At 48.5% G+C, this 17,215-nt stretch carries 10 protein-coding genes; 5 read left to right on the top strand and 5 right to left on the bottom strand.

The window, feature by feature from the left end; translation table 11 throughout:
• From HMPREF1535_RS06100 to rocF, 4 genes are all read left to right on the top strand, one after another.
• Window positions 1-2,607: a cadherin-like beta sandwich domain-containing protein gene (locus HMPREF1535_RS06100; RefSeq protein ID WP_046145595.1), complete on the top strand. Its 2,607-nt coding sequence runs from the start codon at window positions 1-3 to the stop codon at window positions 2,605-2,607.
• Window positions 2,608-2,777: 170 nt separating this feature from the next.
• A complete protein-coding gene (locus HMPREF1535_RS06095) occupies window positions 2,778-4,340 on the top strand; it encodes an ATP-binding protein (RefSeq protein WP_046145594.1) in 1,563 nt (520 codons plus the stop codon).
• A 115-nt stretch (window positions 4,341-4,455) separates the two neighbouring features.
• Window positions 4,456-5,664 (top strand): ornithine--oxo-acid transaminase, encoded by a 1,209-nt coding sequence (gene rocD, locus HMPREF1535_RS06090; protein ID WP_046145593.1) that lies wholly within the window; start codon window positions 4,456-4,458, stop codon window positions 5,662-5,664.
• Between the two features lie 23 nt (window positions 5,665-5,687).
• Window positions 5,688-6,584, top strand: coding sequence for an arginase (rocF, locus tag HMPREF1535_RS06085; protein ID WP_007655677.1), 897 nt, complete (start codon window positions 5,688-5,690; stop codon window positions 6,582-6,584).
• A 147-nt stretch (window positions 6,585-6,731) separates the two neighbouring features.
• Here rocF and HMPREF1535_RS06080 read toward each other — a convergent pair whose 3' ends face one another.
• The 3 genes from HMPREF1535_RS06080 to HMPREF1535_RS06070 are packed head-to-tail and all read right to left on the bottom strand — an operon-like array spanning window position 6,732 to window position 12,449.
• Window positions 6,732-8,102, bottom strand: coding sequence for a TolC family protein (locus HMPREF1535_RS06080; protein WP_046145592.1), 1,371 nt, complete (start codon window positions 8,100-8,102; stop codon window positions 6,732-6,734).
• A gap of 4 nt (window positions 8,103-8,106) precedes the next feature.
• The gene (locus HMPREF1535_RS06075; RefSeq protein WP_046145591.1) at window positions 8,107-11,319 is read right to left on the bottom strand and encodes an efflux RND transporter permease subunit; all 3,213 of its coding nucleotides are present in this window, start codon (window positions 11,317-11,319) and stop codon (window positions 8,107-8,109) included.
• 14 nt (window positions 11,320-11,333) lie between these two features.
• Window positions 11,334-12,449, bottom strand: a complete 1,116-nt coding sequence (locus HMPREF1535_RS06070; protein WP_046145590.1) for an efflux RND transporter periplasmic adaptor subunit — start codon at window positions 12,447-12,449, stop codon at window positions 11,334-11,336.
• Between the two features lie 296 nt (window positions 12,450-12,745).
• On the opposite strand from HMPREF1535_RS06070, the gene HMPREF1535_RS06065 reads away from it, so the two are divergent.
• On the top strand, window positions 12,746-13,657 hold the full coding sequence (locus HMPREF1535_RS06065) for a helix-turn-helix domain-containing protein (RefSeq protein WP_244275575.1): 912 nt from the start codon (window positions 12,746-12,748) through the stop codon (window positions 13,655-13,657).
• Window positions 13,658-14,259: 602 nt separating this feature from the next.
• On the opposite strand, the gene nrdG is transcribed toward HMPREF1535_RS06065, so the two are convergent.
• Both nrdG and HMPREF1535_RS06055 read right to left on the bottom strand, forming a co-directional pair.
• Complete coding sequence (gene nrdG, locus HMPREF1535_RS06060; RefSeq protein WP_046145588.1) at window positions 14,260-14,760, bottom strand: anaerobic ribonucleoside-triphosphate reductase activating protein; 501 nt, start codon at window positions 14,758-14,760, stop codon at window positions 14,260-14,262.
• 9 nt (window positions 14,761-14,769) lie between these two features.
• Window positions 14,770-16,977, bottom strand: a complete 2,208-nt coding sequence (locus tag HMPREF1535_RS06055; protein ID WP_046145587.1) for an anaerobic ribonucleoside triphosphate reductase — start codon at window positions 16,975-16,977, stop codon at window positions 14,770-14,772.
• Between the last annotated feature and the right edge of the window lie 238 nt (window positions 16,978-17,215).

Raw genomic sequence — 17,215 nt, 5'->3', positions numbered from 1 at the left:
ATGAAACGATATATTAGTTTATGGCTTGTATGCCTGCTGGCGGTCTTCTCGCTGACCGCCCGGGCGCAGGAAGGGACCGGGACGAAAGCTCAGCCCAACTTCCCCGCTCTACCTTTCACGCTGACTTTTGCGGCCCCCGCGGAAGGCTCGGCCTCTTTCTCGATCTCGGCAGACGACAAGACGCTCACTGCCCCTACGACCTTGTATTCCGGCACGAAGGTGACGATTACAACCGTCCCCGCCGCGGGCTACCGGATGGTTTTCGGCTATCCGAAGGCCTACCGCACGGATACGCCTGCCACAACGATAGAGGTTACGACGGTCACCGGCAGCGATAACACCTACACCTTCACCATGCCGGACTATCCGGCTACGGTAGAGGCGAAGTACGAGAAGATCCCGTACGCTGTTTCCTTTGCCGCCCCTGCGAACGGTTCGCTGGCCTTGGATACTGCCGGAACCTCGCTTACCTCCGGCACCGAGCTTGTTCCCGGCACGATAGTGACGCTTACGACTACCCCCGCCACAGGCTACCGGCTGGCTTTTGGCTACCCGAAGGCTTACCGCACGGATGCATCCGCCACAATGGTAGTGGTTACGCCGGTCGCAGGCAGAGATAATGCTTATTCCTTCACCGTACCGGAATACCCGGTCACGGTAGAGGCGGTGTACGAAAAGATTCCGTATGCCGTCACTTTTTCCGCTCCGGCGAACGGCACGTTGGCTTTGGATACGGCCGGAACCTCACTAACTTCCGGTACCAAGCTTATTTCCGGCACGGAGGTGACACTGAAAGTCGCCCCGGCTACCGGTTACAGGGTCGTTTTCGGTTCCCTGAAAGTGTATTGCACGAATGAGGCTGCTAAAAACCTCCAATTGGACCCCGTTTCCGGCGAGTCCGGCGAGTACACTTTCACTATGCCGGGAGAGCCGGTGACCGTCGACGTAGAGTTTGAAGCCAAACCCGCACAACTTTCATCGGATACCCGGTTGAGATCGTTGCAGTATAAGGTTGGTACTGATAATTCCGGTACTTTCATTCCAGTTCCCGACTTCACCGCCGCCAGGAAAGAATACACTGTAACCCTTCCTTCCGCCACTGCCGATAATGCACAAATTACCCTTTCCGGCACGCCTGCCGATGTCGGTGCAACCCTGCCGTCCGATGCGGTAACCGTCACCCTTTCCGATGGTTCCGGTACGGCTACCCTGACCGTTACCGCAGAGGATCGCTCGACAACGGAGACTTATAAAGTCAAATTCCAAAAGGCCGAAGCACAGAAGTACATCGTAACTATCGAAACTGTTGTAGGCGGCACGATAACCGTTACCGATGCGACCGGCAAAGTGATCAATTCCGGCGATGTGGTTGCTGATGGAGCTGAATTGACATTGACGAATACGGCTGTGCCGGGATATAGTATCTTAAAATATACTGTAAAAACGACTGTAAATAATACATCTGATTATACCGATGTAACGAACCCTGTTAGGTTTACCGTCGCTTCCGACGTAACGATCTCCGCCGGGTTTACCCCGCCGACCGATCCGATACAGCCGGAAAATATCGGTACACCTGCCGTCTCCAAAGAAAAGGAAGAGGAAACAAGTCCGACGGATGCCCCGGTGGTTATCATCCCCGATGCAGGTTCCCTTCCGTCTGATACCGAACTGTCCCAGCTTCGCCTGGTAAAGGATGATGTCCCCGAATCGAAGGAGAATGATGTAAAGAGCAAGGCGGAGGCGGCTGCTTCGCAGGCTAATATTGACATTGATGCGAATAATATGATTCTCATGGAAGTGACGCTGGTCAAGGTAACGACTATTTTCGATAACAGCAGCGGTAAGTCTGAAACTACCGTTACTCCTGTCCAGCCTACCGACAAAGTGAAAGTGCGTATCCCGTATCCGGAAAATGTGGACAAGAGCAAACATGATTTCACGATCATCCATCTCAAATCGGACGGTAGCACCGACGTGTATTCCACGGCTAAAGGAAATCTGACGTTGGCTGATGAGTATATGGAAATCACTGTTACCGGTTTCAGTCCGTTTGCTGTGGCTTATGTGGCTAAGTCGTCACCCGATCCGGGTCCAGGTCCCGAGCCTGATCCGGTTTACTACACTGTCACCCTTCCTGCCGTAGAAGGTGCGATGACCGATCCGGCTCCGGGTAATTACGAGGTGGAGTCCTGGGACCACTTCCGCTTCTACCTCACGCTGGATAAGGATTACGACCAATCCGTCCCCGTTGTAACAATCAGACGTGGTGAAACGGTCGGCCGCGATGAAACGATTACTCCTCGCATAAGCGACGGCGCTTACATCATCGATTACGTCCGTGCCCCGGTCACCATCTCGATCGCCGGTATCCAAAAGAACACCGATGTCGCCAACGCCACCATCACCACCGGCTTGAAAATCCGAACAGAGCCTTCCGCCCTCTGCCTCGAAATCGACCGCCCCGAAGAGGTCCGCATCCTCACCCTCGGCGGCGCAACACTGGCCACATTCAAAGCCCAACCCGGCCTTAACCGCCGGTCCCTGGCCCCCGGCCTGTATATCGTACAGACCGCCCGCATGGTGTGTAAGGTGATTGTCTGGTAGGATACATACAATCGGACACAGATAACGACGCAGGATAAGCAGGTTGTCGCAGATGCTATTATTTATTAATAAAAAGCCTGCGAGACTCTGCGTATTCCGCGTCGTCTGCATCCGGTAATCGATTATTTACTATCTTTGTAAGCATACGAGGCAACTAATAATGAAAGATTATGAATGAGCGAATTTATCCCATCGGCATACAGAACTTCGAGAAACTCCGTCAAGGCGGGTATGTATATGTAGATAAGACCGGACTGGCTTACCGGATGGTAAAGACCGGCAGTTATTATTTCCTGAGCCGTCCCCGGCGTTTCGGGAAAAGCCTGCTGATCTCCACTTTGCTGGCTTACTTTGAAGGGAAGAAAGAACTCTTTGTAGGGTTGGCCATGGAACGTCTGGAAAAGGAGTGGATAAAACGGCCTGTATTGCATCTCGATCTGAACATTGAAAAGTACGATAAGCCGGAAAGCCTCGATAATATACTGGACAAAGCCCTGACCCAATGGGAAAAAATGTACGGGGCGGAACCTTCCGAGCGTTCTCTCTCCCTGCGTTTCGCCGGTATCATCCAGCGGGCCCACGAGCAAAGCGGCCAACGTGTCGCCATCCTTGTCGATGAATACGATAAGCCGATGCTCCAGGCTATCGGTAACGAGGAATTGCAGGCCTCTTTCCGCTCCACCCTGAAACCTTTTTATGGCGTACTGAAAACAATGGATGGTTCTATCCAGTTCGCCATGCTGACGGGGGTAACAAAATTCGGTAAGGTAAGTGTATTCAGTGACTTGAATAATCTGGACGATATCTCGATGCGGGAGCCTTTCGTCTCTGTTTGCGGTATAAGCGAAGAGGAGTTGCACGCTTATTTTGAAGAGGATATCCACGGGTTGGCTTCCGCTCGAAATATGACGTATGATGAAGCCTGTGCCGAACTGAAGGAATGCTATGACGGTTATCATTTTGTGGAGAATAGTATCGGTATCTACAATCCATTCAGTTTACTTAATGCATTTAAGTACCGCCAATTGGATAGTTACTGGTTTGAAACCGGCACGCCGACCTATCTTGTCGAACTGCTGAAGAAGCATCATTACGATCTTAACCGTATGGCGCATGAGGAAACGGATTCCGATACGCTTAACAGCATCGACTCTACATCGGATAATCCGATCCCTGTTATTTACCAAAGTGGCTACCTGACAATTAAGGGGTACGACCGGCGTTTCGGATTATATCGTTTAGGTTTCCCCAACCGCGAAGTGGAGGAAGGTTTTATTCGCTTCCTGTTGCCTTTTTATGCAAATGTGGATAAGATGGAGTCTCCTTTCCAGATCAAGAAGTTTGTAGATGAGGTGATGGCCGGCGACTATGATGCTTTCTTCCGCCGCCTTAGCAGTTTCTTTGCCGATGTGCCCTATGAGCTGGCTTCCGATCTGGAACGCCACTATCAGAACGTGCTTTTTATTGTATTCAAGCTCATTGGTTTTTATGTTGAAGCGGAATATCATACCTCCGACGGACGTATTGACCTGGTGCTGAAGACAGATCACTTCATTTATGTGATGGAGTTTAAACTGGATGGTACCGCCGAAGAGGCTCTCCGGCAGATCAATGGGAAACAGTATGCCCGTCCTTTCGAGGCTGACGGTCGCAGGCTGTTTAAGATTGGTATTAACTTCAGCAAAGAAACACGCAATATCGAACGGTGGATTGTGGAAGAAGTCCGGTCATAGTGTGTTTCTTAACATATATCTTTCGGTGACATACTGTCACTCAAATTACTATCTTTGGCTCAAAGGCTGTATGAAACGCTTACAGTCTGACAAAAACAATTAAATCAGAAATAGTATGAGACCGGAAGATTACATCACCCGTGAGGGGAAGTTTGGTGCACACAACTATCATCCCCTGCCTGTCGTTCTCGAAAAAGGAGAAGGCGTATTTGTGTGGGACGTGGAAGGCAAACGTTATTTTGATTTCCTGTCCGGTTATTCCGCCCTGAGCCAGGGGCATTGTCATCCTAAAATCATCAAAGCATTAACCGAACAGGCGCAGAAGCTGACACTCGTATCGCGTGCATTTTACGCAGATATATTGGGTGAATATATGGAGTTTGCCTGTAAGTTCTTCGGCTACGACAAACTGTTACCGATGAATACCGGAGCAGAAGCGGTCGAGACCGCCCTGAAGCTGGCACGCCGCTGGGGATACCGCATCAAGGGTATCGCTCCCGAAAAAGCAAAGATTATTGTTTGCAGCGAGAACTTCCACGGGCGGACGATTACAATCATCTCGATGAGTACCGACCCGAGTTCCTATGAAGACTTCGGACCATACACGCCGGGTTTTATTAAAGTACAATATAATAATGTAGAAGCATTGGCAGAAGCATTGCAAGATCCCGATGTAGTCGGTCTCCTGTTGGAGCCGGTACAGGGAGAGGCAGGCGTAATTGTTCCCGATGACGGTTATCTCCGCCGGTGCTACGACCTCTGCAAACAACATAATGTCCTGTTCATCGCAGATGAGATACAGACCGGTATCGGTCGTACCGGGAAACTGCTGGCTTGCGATTATGAGAATATTCATCCGGATATCCTGATACTGGGCAAGGCTCTTTCAGGAGGTGTGACTCCTGTTTCCGCTGTACTGGCAAACGATGAGATTATGCTGACGATTGCTCCGGGTGAACATGGTTCCACTTATGGCGGAAACCCGCTGGCTGCTGCCGTCGGTATTGCTGCATTGGAGGTGGTGCGCGATGAACATCTGTCTGAAAATGCTTATGCAATGGGTGAACTTTTCCGTAGTGAAATGGAAAAGATAGACAATCCGATGGTCAAACAAGTTCGTGGTAAAGGATTACTGAATGCCGTAGTCACCGAACCGCATGACGGAAAGGTTGCCTGGGATATCTGCCTCGCACTGAAAGAAAACGGCCTGATAGCCAAGCCGACGCACGACCATATTATCCGCTTCACCCCACCTCTGATTATTACCCGTGAACAGATGATGGAGGCGGTAGGTATTATAAAGGAGACGTTTGCTCGGTTTTGATAATAATCGTAATAAATTATCGTATGAAAATAAACGTAATAGGAGTCCCTCTGAACCTGGGTTGTGACCGGGAAGGCGTTGAACGGGCCCCGAACCATCTGCGTGAACGGGGACTGATGCAGGTTATCCGGAAGAATGGGCATCGTGCCTTTGATTTGGGCAACCTCTATGTCCCGCTTGTGTCGGAAGCGGATAAGTTTGCCCGGAGCAAGAGTATGAAATACCTCGATGCGATAGTGGAGGTGAACAATAACCTGGCGGAACTGGTCTATGATACGCTACGCGGAGGAGCTTTCCCGCTGGTTATCGGTGGCGATCATTCACTTGGGCTGGGGAGTGCCTCCGGGGTTGGAAAAAGTTTTGATGATTTCGGTATCATCTGGCTGGATGCACACGGCGATCTCAATACGAATGAAACTTCTCCCAGCGGAAATATCCACGGTATGCCGTTGAGTGCTTTGATGGGCATGGGTAGCGAGGAACTGGTCAATATATACGGACAAGGGAATAAGGTGAATCCGCAGAATGTTTTTCTGGTAGGTACCCGTAGCCTGGATGAAGGAGAGTTGGCATTGATAGACCGGGAACATTTAAGTGTCTACACGATGGAAACGATCCGTTTGAAAGGCATCGGCTTTGTAGCGGAAGATATTAAACGGAAACTGAAGGAAAGGAAAATACGCAACGTCCATTTCAGTATCGATGTGGACAGTATCGACCCCCGCTTTGCTCCGGGAACGGGAACGCGGGTCAGCGAAGGTCTGATCCCCGACGAGTTTAAAGATTTTGTGGAACATATGCTATCTACGAACCTGATAAAGTCGATGGACCTGGTCGAGCTGAATCCCGATCTGGATACAAATGACCTGACAACCAATCTCTGCCTCGATATTATCGATTATATAACCGCCCGGCTCTGACCGCACTGCCGGAAAGAGATAAAAAAAGGTGCCGCATCTGCTAAAAGATGCGGCACCTTTCTTGTTAACCTGGAAACTACTTTCTATCTTGCCTGGAAGCCCCTTTCTAGCCTGCCTCGAAAGGAGGTTCTAGGTAGGCTAGAATTTTTATTCTTCCTGTCCTCCTCCCAAAGCATGGTAGAGGTTGATGACACCTTGTATTTCGTCGAAGCGGTCAGCCGCCTGGGAAAGTTCGGCCTGCAACAATGATTGTTGGGCAGTCAGCACTTCCAGGTAGGTGATATTTCCGTGGTCCATCAGCAACTGCGTGCTTTTTACGGCCTTTTGCAGGGAAACGATTTGCCGGTCAGCCAGTGTGATGCGTCCGCGTGCCGTCTGCCACTGGGTCAGGGCGTTGTTCACTTCGCTACCCGCATTCAGGATGCTTTGCTGGAAAGCCAGTGAGGCTTCTTCCTGCTGCGCTTTCGCAATCTTCAGTTGGGCGATGTTGGCACCTTTGTTGAATAACGGCTGCGTCAGCGAACCGATAGCCTGCAACAGCAGACCGCCGGGATTCGCGATGATGCCTCCTCCGCTGTTGGTCCATCCGGCCACACCGCTCAGGTTGATGTTCGGATAGAAAGCGCTCCGTGCCCCGTTCGTTGTATAAAACGCCTGTGCCAGCGAGTATTCAGCCTGCCGTACGTCCGGACGGTTACTCAGGAGGGCGAGCGGAACGCCGGCCGACAATGTCTCGGGAAACTCCTGGCGGTCCAGGTTGCCCCGTTCTACTCGCTGCGGTACTTCTCCGAGCAGGTTGGAGAGGCTGTTTTCCATCTCATTAATCTGTTGGCGCAAGGTCAGGAGGGAGGCTTCCACGCTGAGGCTGTTCGCTTCCGACTGCGAGACGGCGGCTTCGTTTGCCAGGCCTGCCTTTTTCAATGCCTGCATGGCTTGTACATTCTCTTTCCAAAGAGAGGCCGTCCGTTCACTGATGACAAGTTGTTTGTCGAGCAATAATAAAGTGTAGTAGGAGTTGGCTATAGTGGCTATTAGCTGTGTCCGGACGGCCTGTTTGTATGATTTGGTTTGTTCGAGAGCTGCCTGCGCACTTCTTTTGGCGTTTGTCAGTCTCCCGAATATATCTATTTCCCAACTCGCTGAGGCCGCCAGCTGATAACTTTTGGCGGCTTTCGAACCGTCGAAACTGCTGATGGTACCCTGCGGAGTCAGGTTAAGAGCCGGCAGGTAAGCCAGGCGCGACGTCATCAGGGCGGCTTCGGCCTCCTGTACCCGCAGGTGGGCGGTGCGCAGGTCGGTGTTGTTTTCCAACCCTTTCTCAATCAGTGCCTGCAACTGAGGGTCTGTGAAAAGTTCCCGCCAGTCGAGATTGCCGATGCTTGTCGTATCCGTAACCGGCGTCTCCTCCCTGAACAGGTTGTCGGGGACGGAGGTTTCCGGTTGGTAGGATTTGTAGATGCCGCACCCGCTCAGTAGCGAGAGGGTGGCGACAGATAATAGAATGATATTATTTTTCATCTGCTTATTTTTCTTTCTTTTTACTATCGAGATATTCTTTCCGCTCGGCAGTTACTTCTTCTACTTCTTCCTGAATCTGCCAGTCGTGCGTCGGCTCGAACTGTATCGGGCGTACTTTCTCCTGCAAATACTGGAATACAATGAACAGCGAAGGAACGACGAACAGCAGGGCGAGTGTTCCGATCAGCATACCGCCGACGGCACCCGTTCCCAACGAACTGTTACCGTTTGCACCTACACCGGTCGCTACGACCAGCGGGAGCAGACCGAAAATCATCGTCAACGCCGTCATCAGAATCGGACGCAAACGAACTTTGGCGGCAGACAGCGCGGCCGAAGTCAGGCTCATACCGGCTGCACGGCGTTCGGTTGCATATTCGGTCAGCAGGATCGCCGTCTTTGCCAGAAGTCCGATTAGCATAATCAAACCGGTTTGCAGGTAAATATTATTCTCCAACCCCATCATTCTTGCAAACAGGAAGCTACCCATCAGGCCGAATGGTACTGAAAGGATCACGGCAAACGGGATCAGGAAGCTCTCGTAAAGCGCACTCAGGATCAGGTAGATCATCAGGATACAAATCACGAAGATTACCGTTGTCGTGTCGCTCTGTTGGTTTTCCTCGCGGGTGATACCGGCAAAGTCGTAACCATATCCTTTCGGAAGGGCGGTTGATGCCACTTCTTTCACTGCATTGATCGCATCACCGGAGCTATATCCTGCCGCAGGCATGGCATTCACATTGATCGAGTTGTACATATTGAAACGACTTAGCGACTCTGCACCGTACACCTTTGTCAGCGTTATGAACTGGCTTAACGGGGACATTTCACCGTTTGCCATACGTACAAACGTGTTATCCAGTGAAGATTCATCCAGACGATAATCGGGGGATGCCTGTATCATCACCTTATACACTTTCGAGAAACGGTTGAAGTTGGAAACGTACTGTCCGCCATAGTAACCCGAGAGGGTACTCAGAACAGCATCCGGTGTAATGCCGGCACGTTTACATTTTGCCGCGTCTACTGTCACCTCCCATTGCGGGTAGTTGATAGCGAAGGTCGAATAAGCAGCCGCAATCTCCGGACGTTCGCGCAGGGCGGCCAGATATTGCTGGGTGGTATTGAAGAACTCGGTGAGATCGCCTCCCTTTTTGTCCTGCATGTACATTTCCAATGCGTTACCCATACCGTAACCCGGGATCATACCCGGAGCCATGGCGAAGATACTGGCATCTTTTATATCGGCAGTCCGTCCGTACACCTGTCCGATGACGGATTGCACATGGTCTTCTTTGGCGGTACGTTCGTCCCACGGTTTCAGTTTCAGAATAAACATACCGAACGAATTACCCTGTCCCGAGATCAGTCCGTAGCCGGAAACCTTATTATATTCCTTTATCTGCGGAATATCTTTGATACGTTGTTCGATATCCGTCATGATGATATCGGTTGTAGCCAGTGAATTGCCGGCTGCGGTGGTTACATTGACAAACAGTACTCCCTGGTCTTCGTCGGGTACCAGACTGGTTTTAGTCGTCTTCATCAGTAAAACGAGTACGACAATCGAACAAGCCAGTAACGACCATGTAAGCCATTTCCGTTTGATAAAGAACAATACACCTTTTTTATATTTGGTGATGATCGCATCGAAAGCCGTATTGAACGCTCTACGGAAACGGGCGGCAAAGTTTTCTTTCTGCGTACCGTCTTCATTGATATACGGTTTCAGGATCAGGGCGCACAAAGCAGGGCTCAGTGTCAATGCGTTGATAGCCGAAATACCTACGGCAACCGCCATCGTCAGACCGAACTGGGTGTAGAACGTACCCGAAGTACCGCTCATGAACGATACCGGAATAAATACAGCCATAAATACCAGTGAAGAAGAAATAATGGCGGTGCTGATACCGTTCATGGCATCCATACTTGCCATGTACGATGATTTATACCCGACGTCGAATCGGGCCTGCACCGCCTCGACGACGACAATGGCATCGTCCACCACCGTACCGATCACCAGCACGAGCGCAAACAGTGTAATCAGGTTGATACTGAATCCGGCAATCGACATAAAGGCAAACGTACCGACCAGCGACACGATGATACCTACCAGCGGGATCAATGTCGAACGGATATCCTGCAAAAATATGTATACAACAAGGATAACCAGGATAATCGCTTCGATCAGCGTCTTCACCACTTCATTGATAGAAGCGTAGAGGAAGTCGTTCGAGCTCATCATCTGTACGATCTCTACCCCTTTGGGCAGGTCCTTACGCGCTTCGTTCAGAAAGGCGTCGATATTATTGTTAACCTCGGTTGCATTCGATCCGGCTGTCTGGAAGATCATACAGGAGATACCGGTATGTCCGGATGTCTCGCCGATATATGCGTAGCTTTCGCGGCCGAGTTCTATTTCGGCTATATCTTTCAGTTTCAACACTTCACCGTCTTCCGATGAGCGGATCACGATATCTCCGAACTCTTCCGGTTGTATCAGACGTCCTTTGTACTTCATCGTGTACTGGTAAGCCTCTTTTGAGTTTTCACCGAACGAACCGGTAGCCGACTCGATATTCTGTTCGGCCAGGACGGCTGTTACATCGGCCGGGATCAGATTGTATTGTGCCATTACGTCCGGTTTCATCCAGACACGCATACTATAGTCGCCTCCCATTACCATCAACTCTCCTACACCCGAAATACGGAGGATTTCCGGCTTAAGGTTGATGCTCAGGTAGTTTGAAAGGAAGTTTTCATCATATGAGTCATCTGGACTGTAGATGGAAAATATCTGTAACATACTGGTTTGCCGTTTCGTTGTCGTTACACCGACCTGGTTTACTTCTGCGGGAAGCTGACCACTGGCTTTCGACACACGGTTCTGCACATTCACTGCGGCCATGTCCGGATCGGTACCTTGCTTAAAATAGACCATGATGGAGACGGTACCGGCATTAGTCGCAGTAGAGGTCATATAGGTCATATCTTCAACACCGTTGATAGCTTCCTCCAACGGGGCGATAACACTTTTCTGAAGTGTTTCGGCGCTGGCTCCGAAATAAGTGGTGCTTACCATGACGGTAGGCGGTGCGATATCGGGATATTGTTCGACGGGCAGGCTCGTCAATCCGATGATACCCATGAATACTATCACGATAGAGATAACGGCTGATAGTACCGGGCGTTCTATAAAGGTTCTTAATTTCATATTCCTTCTTTCAATTATTGTTTAACCTGAATCGGGGTTCCTTCGCGCAGCAAACCTACGCCCTCGGCAACAATCACGTCACCCGGCTTCAAACCATCGTTCACGATATATTCCTGTCCGCCGTTTACACGGGTGACATTCACCTGGGCAGAGGTTGCTTTGCCGTCTACCACCTTATAGACATATACTTTGTCCTGTATCTCGAAAGTCGCTGTCTGCGGAATTACGATACTGCCGGATTTCTCGGTAGACAAGATGATGTTACCGGAGTTGCCGCTGTAAAGTATGCCGTCTTTATTCGGGAATACGGCACGCAGGCTTACGGTTCCCGTGCTGCGGTCAATCACACCGCTGATGGTCTCTACTTTTCCTTTTACGGGGTAAACGGATTTGTCGTTCAGTTGTAATTCCACTTCCGGCATCATTTCCAGCGCTTTCTGTTTGGAGCCGTACTGGCGGGTAAGTCCCAGCAGTTGGTTTTCCGTCAGGGAGAAGTAGACATACATGTCCGAATTGTCCGAAACCGTAGTCAACGGCTTAGGCAGACTGGCGCTGACCAGTGCTCCGACGCGGTAAGGGAGTGTTCCGACAACTCCATTCGACGGACTTTTCACCTCTGTATAGGACAGGTTATTGCGGGCATTCAGTTCCAGCGCTTTCATCTGTGCCAGTTGGGCCTTGGCACTTAGCCAGGAGTTTTCGGCAGTCTGTAGGTCGAAAGCGGAGACTACATTTTGTGCATGTAATTCTTTTTTGCTGTCTAACGTCAGTTTTGCAGTGCTTAACGCTGCTTCTGCGGCTTCCACATTGGCTTGGGCTGTCTGCAAAGCCGCCTGATAAGGCACCTGGTCGATTACAAACAATAATTGTCCTTTGCGTACAGCCTGCCCTTCTTCCACACATAATTGAGTGATAAAACCTGAAACCTGCGGATAGATGTCGATGTCCTGACGTCCGCGGATAGTGGCAGAATAGAGACTGCTCAGGGTTTTGTCGGTTGTAGACACTTTTAGTACTTTGTACTCATTGTTCACCATCATGGCCGGCTGTTCTTTACATGAGCTGGCAACAAGGCATAAGAACCCTACCCCGATGCCACCCAGGCATCTGGTAATTAAATTTTTCTTCATTTCTACGTACTTATTTTATTTATAATCCCGGCAGCCGGATTGTTCCAAAATAAAAAACATCAATAGGGTGATATTCAAGTGAGAATAGTTTGTTACTCTTTGATATTTACTGCCTTAACTAATAACCGGTGCAAATGTCCGACTTTTTCTCAAATGAAGTGTGGTTGAAAATTGAATATTGTTGTTCCAAAATTGAACAGGGAATATCACACGAAACCATTTTGCTGACGTCAGTAAAATGGTCGGGATTGCTTTCAGATATATTTTTTATCTTTGCCGTTCATAGAAAATTATTCATGGAACAATCGGTTTTGCAGTTAACTATTGAGGACTTGCTTTCTTTTGGTATGAATTCCAAGTCCTATCAGGATAAATTGATTATTGTCGAATTTAGTGGCGGCGACCATAAGAATCCGGGATTCAAGGAAGGGGCTTCCATCCGGTTGGATGCATTTTCTATTTTTCTGGTCCGGCAGGGAGAGATTGATATTACGATAGATGATTTTACCTATCATTTGTCGGATAACTTGCTGTTGGATATTATGGATATGCATTCGGTAAAGGACTTCCGTATTTCTCCTGATTTCAGGGGATACCACCTGATTATCGAGCGAAATTTGTTTTCGGAGATTATGCTGAACAGCCGCCGTATGCCCGCTGCCTATATCGCTTCCCGGCATAGCCGCCCGATACAGAAACTGAATGAGGAAGAAGGCGCCTTGCTGGAAAACTGCCTGCACCGTATCGAACGGAATATCGAACGTACGGAACATGCCTGGCAACGGGATATTATTATGAATGAACTTCGCGGTTTTCTGTTGGAAATGAATAATATCGTTTACCAGGCCAACCGCGGAAATGTCAGTCCGAATCCTCCCAGCCGCGATTTGCTGTTGTTCCTGTTTATCCAGTTGCTGAACAAACATTGCCGGACAGAACATTCCGTCTCTTTCTATGCCGGCGAGTTATGTATTACTCCCGAATATCTTTCACGCATTATGAAAAGTTTCAGTGGAAAAACAGTCAACCAATGGATTAGCGAGGCGCTGATACGTGAATCCGAGATTCTGTTACGTAATCCGGACCTTACAATCCAACAGGTTGCAGATATGCTGAACTTTTCCGACCAGTCTTCGTTCGGAAAGTTCTTCAAAAAGCACCGGGATATTTCTCCGTTGGCATTCAAACGGCAATTTGCAAAAGATTAGGAAAGTTTTTTGCCTTTTGAGCTTTTGTCTATTGATTATCAAAATGATATTTATGTGTGGGGTGGATGGTTTGTACGGGCTGGTGGGAATGTTGGTTTGTTTTTATGAGCCTCTCGTGAGGTTTCTTTTGCTCGTTGTGTCTTGATTAGTATGAAAACATTAGCAGAATGCTGCGTATTGTTTATGAACTATGGCTAATCTGTTGTGTTTTCTGTTGTTATGTTGATATATTGCTATTTGCCGCAGATGCTGGTTTTTGGTTGTTCTGGAAATAAAAACTGCCTAAAAACATGTAATTTTCTCTTTTAATAGTACTGATAGTTATATTGCGGATGTCTTAATTAACAAATTTTTAGTCTAAAAAAGGCGCAATTTCTACTACAACAAAATTTTATCTCGTTTTAAACGAACTAAATTTTGTTTTAAACAAATTCGGACTTCGTTTAAAACGAGATAAAAAGTAGCTATTGGATAGTCTATGTGTTAATAAATGTGTAATGAGTCTTTCTGGAATGACTAAATGAAAAATAAGTCTGTTTTCATTTAGGGCTGTTATCTGCCATAATGTTTGTATATGTCTTATTCTTTTGTCGTTTTGCTTTTTATATAAACGGGTTATAATTATAGAAAACAACTTTATTTTCTTTCAGTGATTTTTTGACATCGATCAATCGCTGGTTACTGCTGCCTCGGAACAGGAGGCTTTCGTCATGGAGGGCTTGTTTGAATTTGCCGTCTACCAGAACGTCTACATATTGAAGCAGTGCGGCCTGTTTCGGGTTTTCCAGCAGTTTCTCAAATTTATATCCGGTGTAACACCAGATGTTTTTCCGGCTTTTTTCTTTGATGGCTCGTGCCAGCTTGGTGAATTCTTCCGGCTGAAACATCGGGTCGCCCCCGCTGAAAGTTACATCTGCAAAATCATCTGCGAGAACCTTTTCCAGTATCTCTTCAGTAGGAACAGGTCGGCCTTTATTGATATCCCACGATTCAGGGTTATGGCAACCCGGACACTGGTTTGGGCAGCCGGCAGCGTAGATAGCGGTCCGGAATCCCGGACCGTCTACAGTCGTATCTTCTATAATATCAATAATCGATAACATCGTATTTTTCTAATTATGAATAATTCTGTCATTCAACTCAGCTAACTTGGCATTGTTCCAGCGGTCGGTTGTACCTACCAGATAACCGGTGATGCGTTGTAGCTTGTCCAGATGTTTGCTGCCGCATTTGGGGCATTCGTCCAAATGATTTGCTGCGTTTTCGTAGCCACAATCCAGACAGCGGTTGCGGTTATGGTTTACCGAGCCATAGCCGATATTGTATTTATCCATCATGTCGACCACCTTCATGATCACTTCCGGGTTGTGGGTGGCGTCGCCGTCTATTTCCACATAGAAGATATGGCCGCCGCCTGTCAGTGCGTGGTAAGGGGCTTCTACTTCTGCTTTATGGCGGGCGCTGCATTTGTAATATACCGGGACATGGTTGGAATTCGTGTAATAATCGCGGTCGGTAATACCGGGTAACGGACCGAATTTCTTGCGGTCTCTAGCGGTAAACTTACCGGAAAGTCCTTCTGCCGGAGTTGCCAGTACACTGTAATTATGCTGATAACGTTCCGAGAACTGGTTTACACGGTCACGCATATAAGTCACGATCCGTAATCCCAGTTCCTGTGAGGCTGCGTCTTCGCCGTGATGTTTGCCGGTCAGGGCAACCAGGCATTCTGCCAGTCCGATGAATCCGATTCCTAGTGTGCCCTGGTTGATGACCGGGGCAATTGTATCGGTCGGTTTCAGTTTCTCGCTGCCCAGCCATAAAGAGGACATCAGTAGTGGGAACTGTTTGGCATAAGCCGTTTTTTGGAATTCCATACGTTCATGAAGTTGAAGGGCCGTGGTTTCCAGCATTTCATCCAGCTTTGCGAAGAAACGGGCAATCCGCTCTTCCTTATTTTCAATGTCCATGCATTCGATTGCCAGGCGTACGATGTTGATCGTCGAGAACGACAGGTTGCCGCGTCCGATAGATGTTTTCGGTCCGAAACGGTTTTCGAATACGCGGGTACGGCATCCCATGGTTGCCACTTCGTATTTGTAACGTTCGGGATCGTCGGCTTTCCAGTCTTCATGCTGGTTGAATGTGGCATCCAGGTTCAGGAAGTTCGGGAAGAAGCGGCGGGCTGTCACTTTGCAGGCCAGTTCATACAGGTCATAGTTCCGGTCTTCCGGCAGATAACTTACGCCCCGTTTCTTTTTCCATATCTGGATCGGGAAAATGGCGGTTTCACCGTTGCCGACACCCCGATATGTGCTTTTCAGCAATTCACGGATAATGCAGCGGCCTTCGGCGGACGTATCCGTTCCGTAGTTGATGGAGCTGAATACCACCTGGTTACCACCGCGTGAATGGATCGTGTTCATGTTGTGGATGAAAGCCTCCATGGACTGATGAACGCGGCTGACGGTTTTATTGATAGCGTGCTGTACGAGCCGTTTGTCTCCGGTCAGGCCATCCAGCGGACGGGTTACATAATCGTCTATTTCTTTATTATAAAGGTGTGAATAGTCTACGCCATTCAGGTCTTCCAGATTTTTGACTTCTTCGATATAGCTGTTACGCACATAAGGTGCCAGGTAAAAATCGAAAGCCGGGATCGCCTGTCCGCCATGCATCTCATTTTGTGCAGTTTCTAAAGAGATACATCCCAAGATACTTGCCGTTTCGATACGTTTGGCGGGGCGCGATTCGCCGTGTCCGGCCGAGAATCCATATTTAAGGATGCGGTCCAGCGGATGCTGTACGCAAGTCAGGCTCTTGGTCGGGTAATAATCTTTATCATGAATATGCAGGTAATTGTTGGCAACTGCCTCTTTTACCTCTTCGCTCAACAGGTAATCGTCAACGAACGGTTTGGTTGTCTCACTGGAAAATTTCATCATCATACCTGCGGGGGTATCTGCGTTCATATTTGCATTTTCGCGGGTAATGTCGTTCGACTTGATATTGATGATTTCCAGGAACATATCGCGGGTTTTTGCTTTACGGGCAACACTGCGCTGATTGCGGTAGGCAATGTATTTCTGAGCCACATCCTTGCGGCTACTGTTCATTAGTTCCAGTTCGACAGCGTCCTGAATCGCTTCGACTGTCATTTGCGGTTCTCCTTTGAATGAAATATGATCCGTGATCTGGCGGATCAACTGCAAATCTTCTCCATTTTCCGTATGCAGCATCGCTTTACGGATCGCCGTTACTATTTTTTCCTCATTAAATCCGACGATACGTCCATCCCTTTTGATAACTGTCTGAATCATGATAATTGTATTGGTGTATTACTTTTTATTCTCCTGCAAAGGTATACTCAATTGTTATATAGTTTTCTTTTTGGAAAACTTTTAACGGGTTAAATTATGTCAAATGGTTGATAGTCATATATGTTATTTGTGAAAACGGAAAACTTTGAAGATTTTGATGATAAAAAGTTTTCCCAAAAAAGGCTGCTTGGTGATAATAGGGTATAATGTGAAAGGTATCAATTGTTTATGCAGAAAA

Source organism: Parabacteroides goldsteinii DSM 19448 = WAL 12034 (assembly GCF_000969835.1).
In the GTDB taxonomy this organism is placed as follows: domain Bacteria; phylum Bacteroidota; class Bacteroidia; order Bacteroidales; family Tannerellaceae; genus Parabacteroides; species Parabacteroides goldsteinii.
The sequence above is the reverse complement of the archived record's forward strand: the minus strand, read 5'-3'. Positions and strand labels throughout refer to the sequence as shown.

Excerpts from the sequence above, each read along its gene's own strand:
- HMPREF1535_RS06055 (WP_046145587.1), bottom strand. The coding sequence starts at position 16,977 with ATGATTCAGACAGTTATCAAAAGGGATGGACGTATCGTCGGATTTAAT.
- nrdG (WP_046145588.1), bottom strand. The coding sequence starts at position 14,760 with ATGTTATCGATTATTGATATTATAGAAGATACGACTGTAGACGGTCCG.
- rocF (WP_007655677.1), top strand. The coding sequence starts at position 5,688 with ATGAAAATAAACGTAATAGGAGTCCCTCTGAACCTGGGTTGTGACCGG.
- HMPREF1535_RS06065 (WP_244275575.1), top strand. The coding sequence starts at position 12,746 with ATGGAACAATCGGTTTTGCAGTTAACTATTGAGGACTTGCTTTCTTTT.
- HMPREF1535_RS06070 (WP_046145590.1), bottom strand. The coding sequence starts at position 12,449 with ATGAAGAAAAATTTAATTACCAGATGCCTGGGTGGCATCGGGGTAGGG.
- HMPREF1535_RS06095 (WP_046145594.1), top strand. The coding sequence starts at position 2,778 with ATGAATGAGCGAATTTATCCCATCGGCATACAGAACTTCGAGAAACTC.
- HMPREF1535_RS06100 (WP_046145595.1), top strand. The coding sequence starts at position 1 with ATGAAACGATATATTAGTTTATGGCTTGTATGCCTGCTGGCGGTCTTC.
- HMPREF1535_RS06075 (WP_046145591.1), bottom strand. The coding sequence starts at position 11,319 with ATGAAATTAAGAACCTTTATAGAACGCCCGGTACTATCAGCCGTTATC.
- rocD (WP_046145593.1), top strand. The coding sequence starts at position 4,456 with ATGAGACCGGAAGATTACATCACCCGTGAGGGGAAGTTTGGTGCACAC.
- HMPREF1535_RS06080 (WP_046145592.1), bottom strand. The coding sequence starts at position 8,102 with ATGAAAAATAATATCATTCTATTATCTGTCGCCACCCTCTCGCTACTG.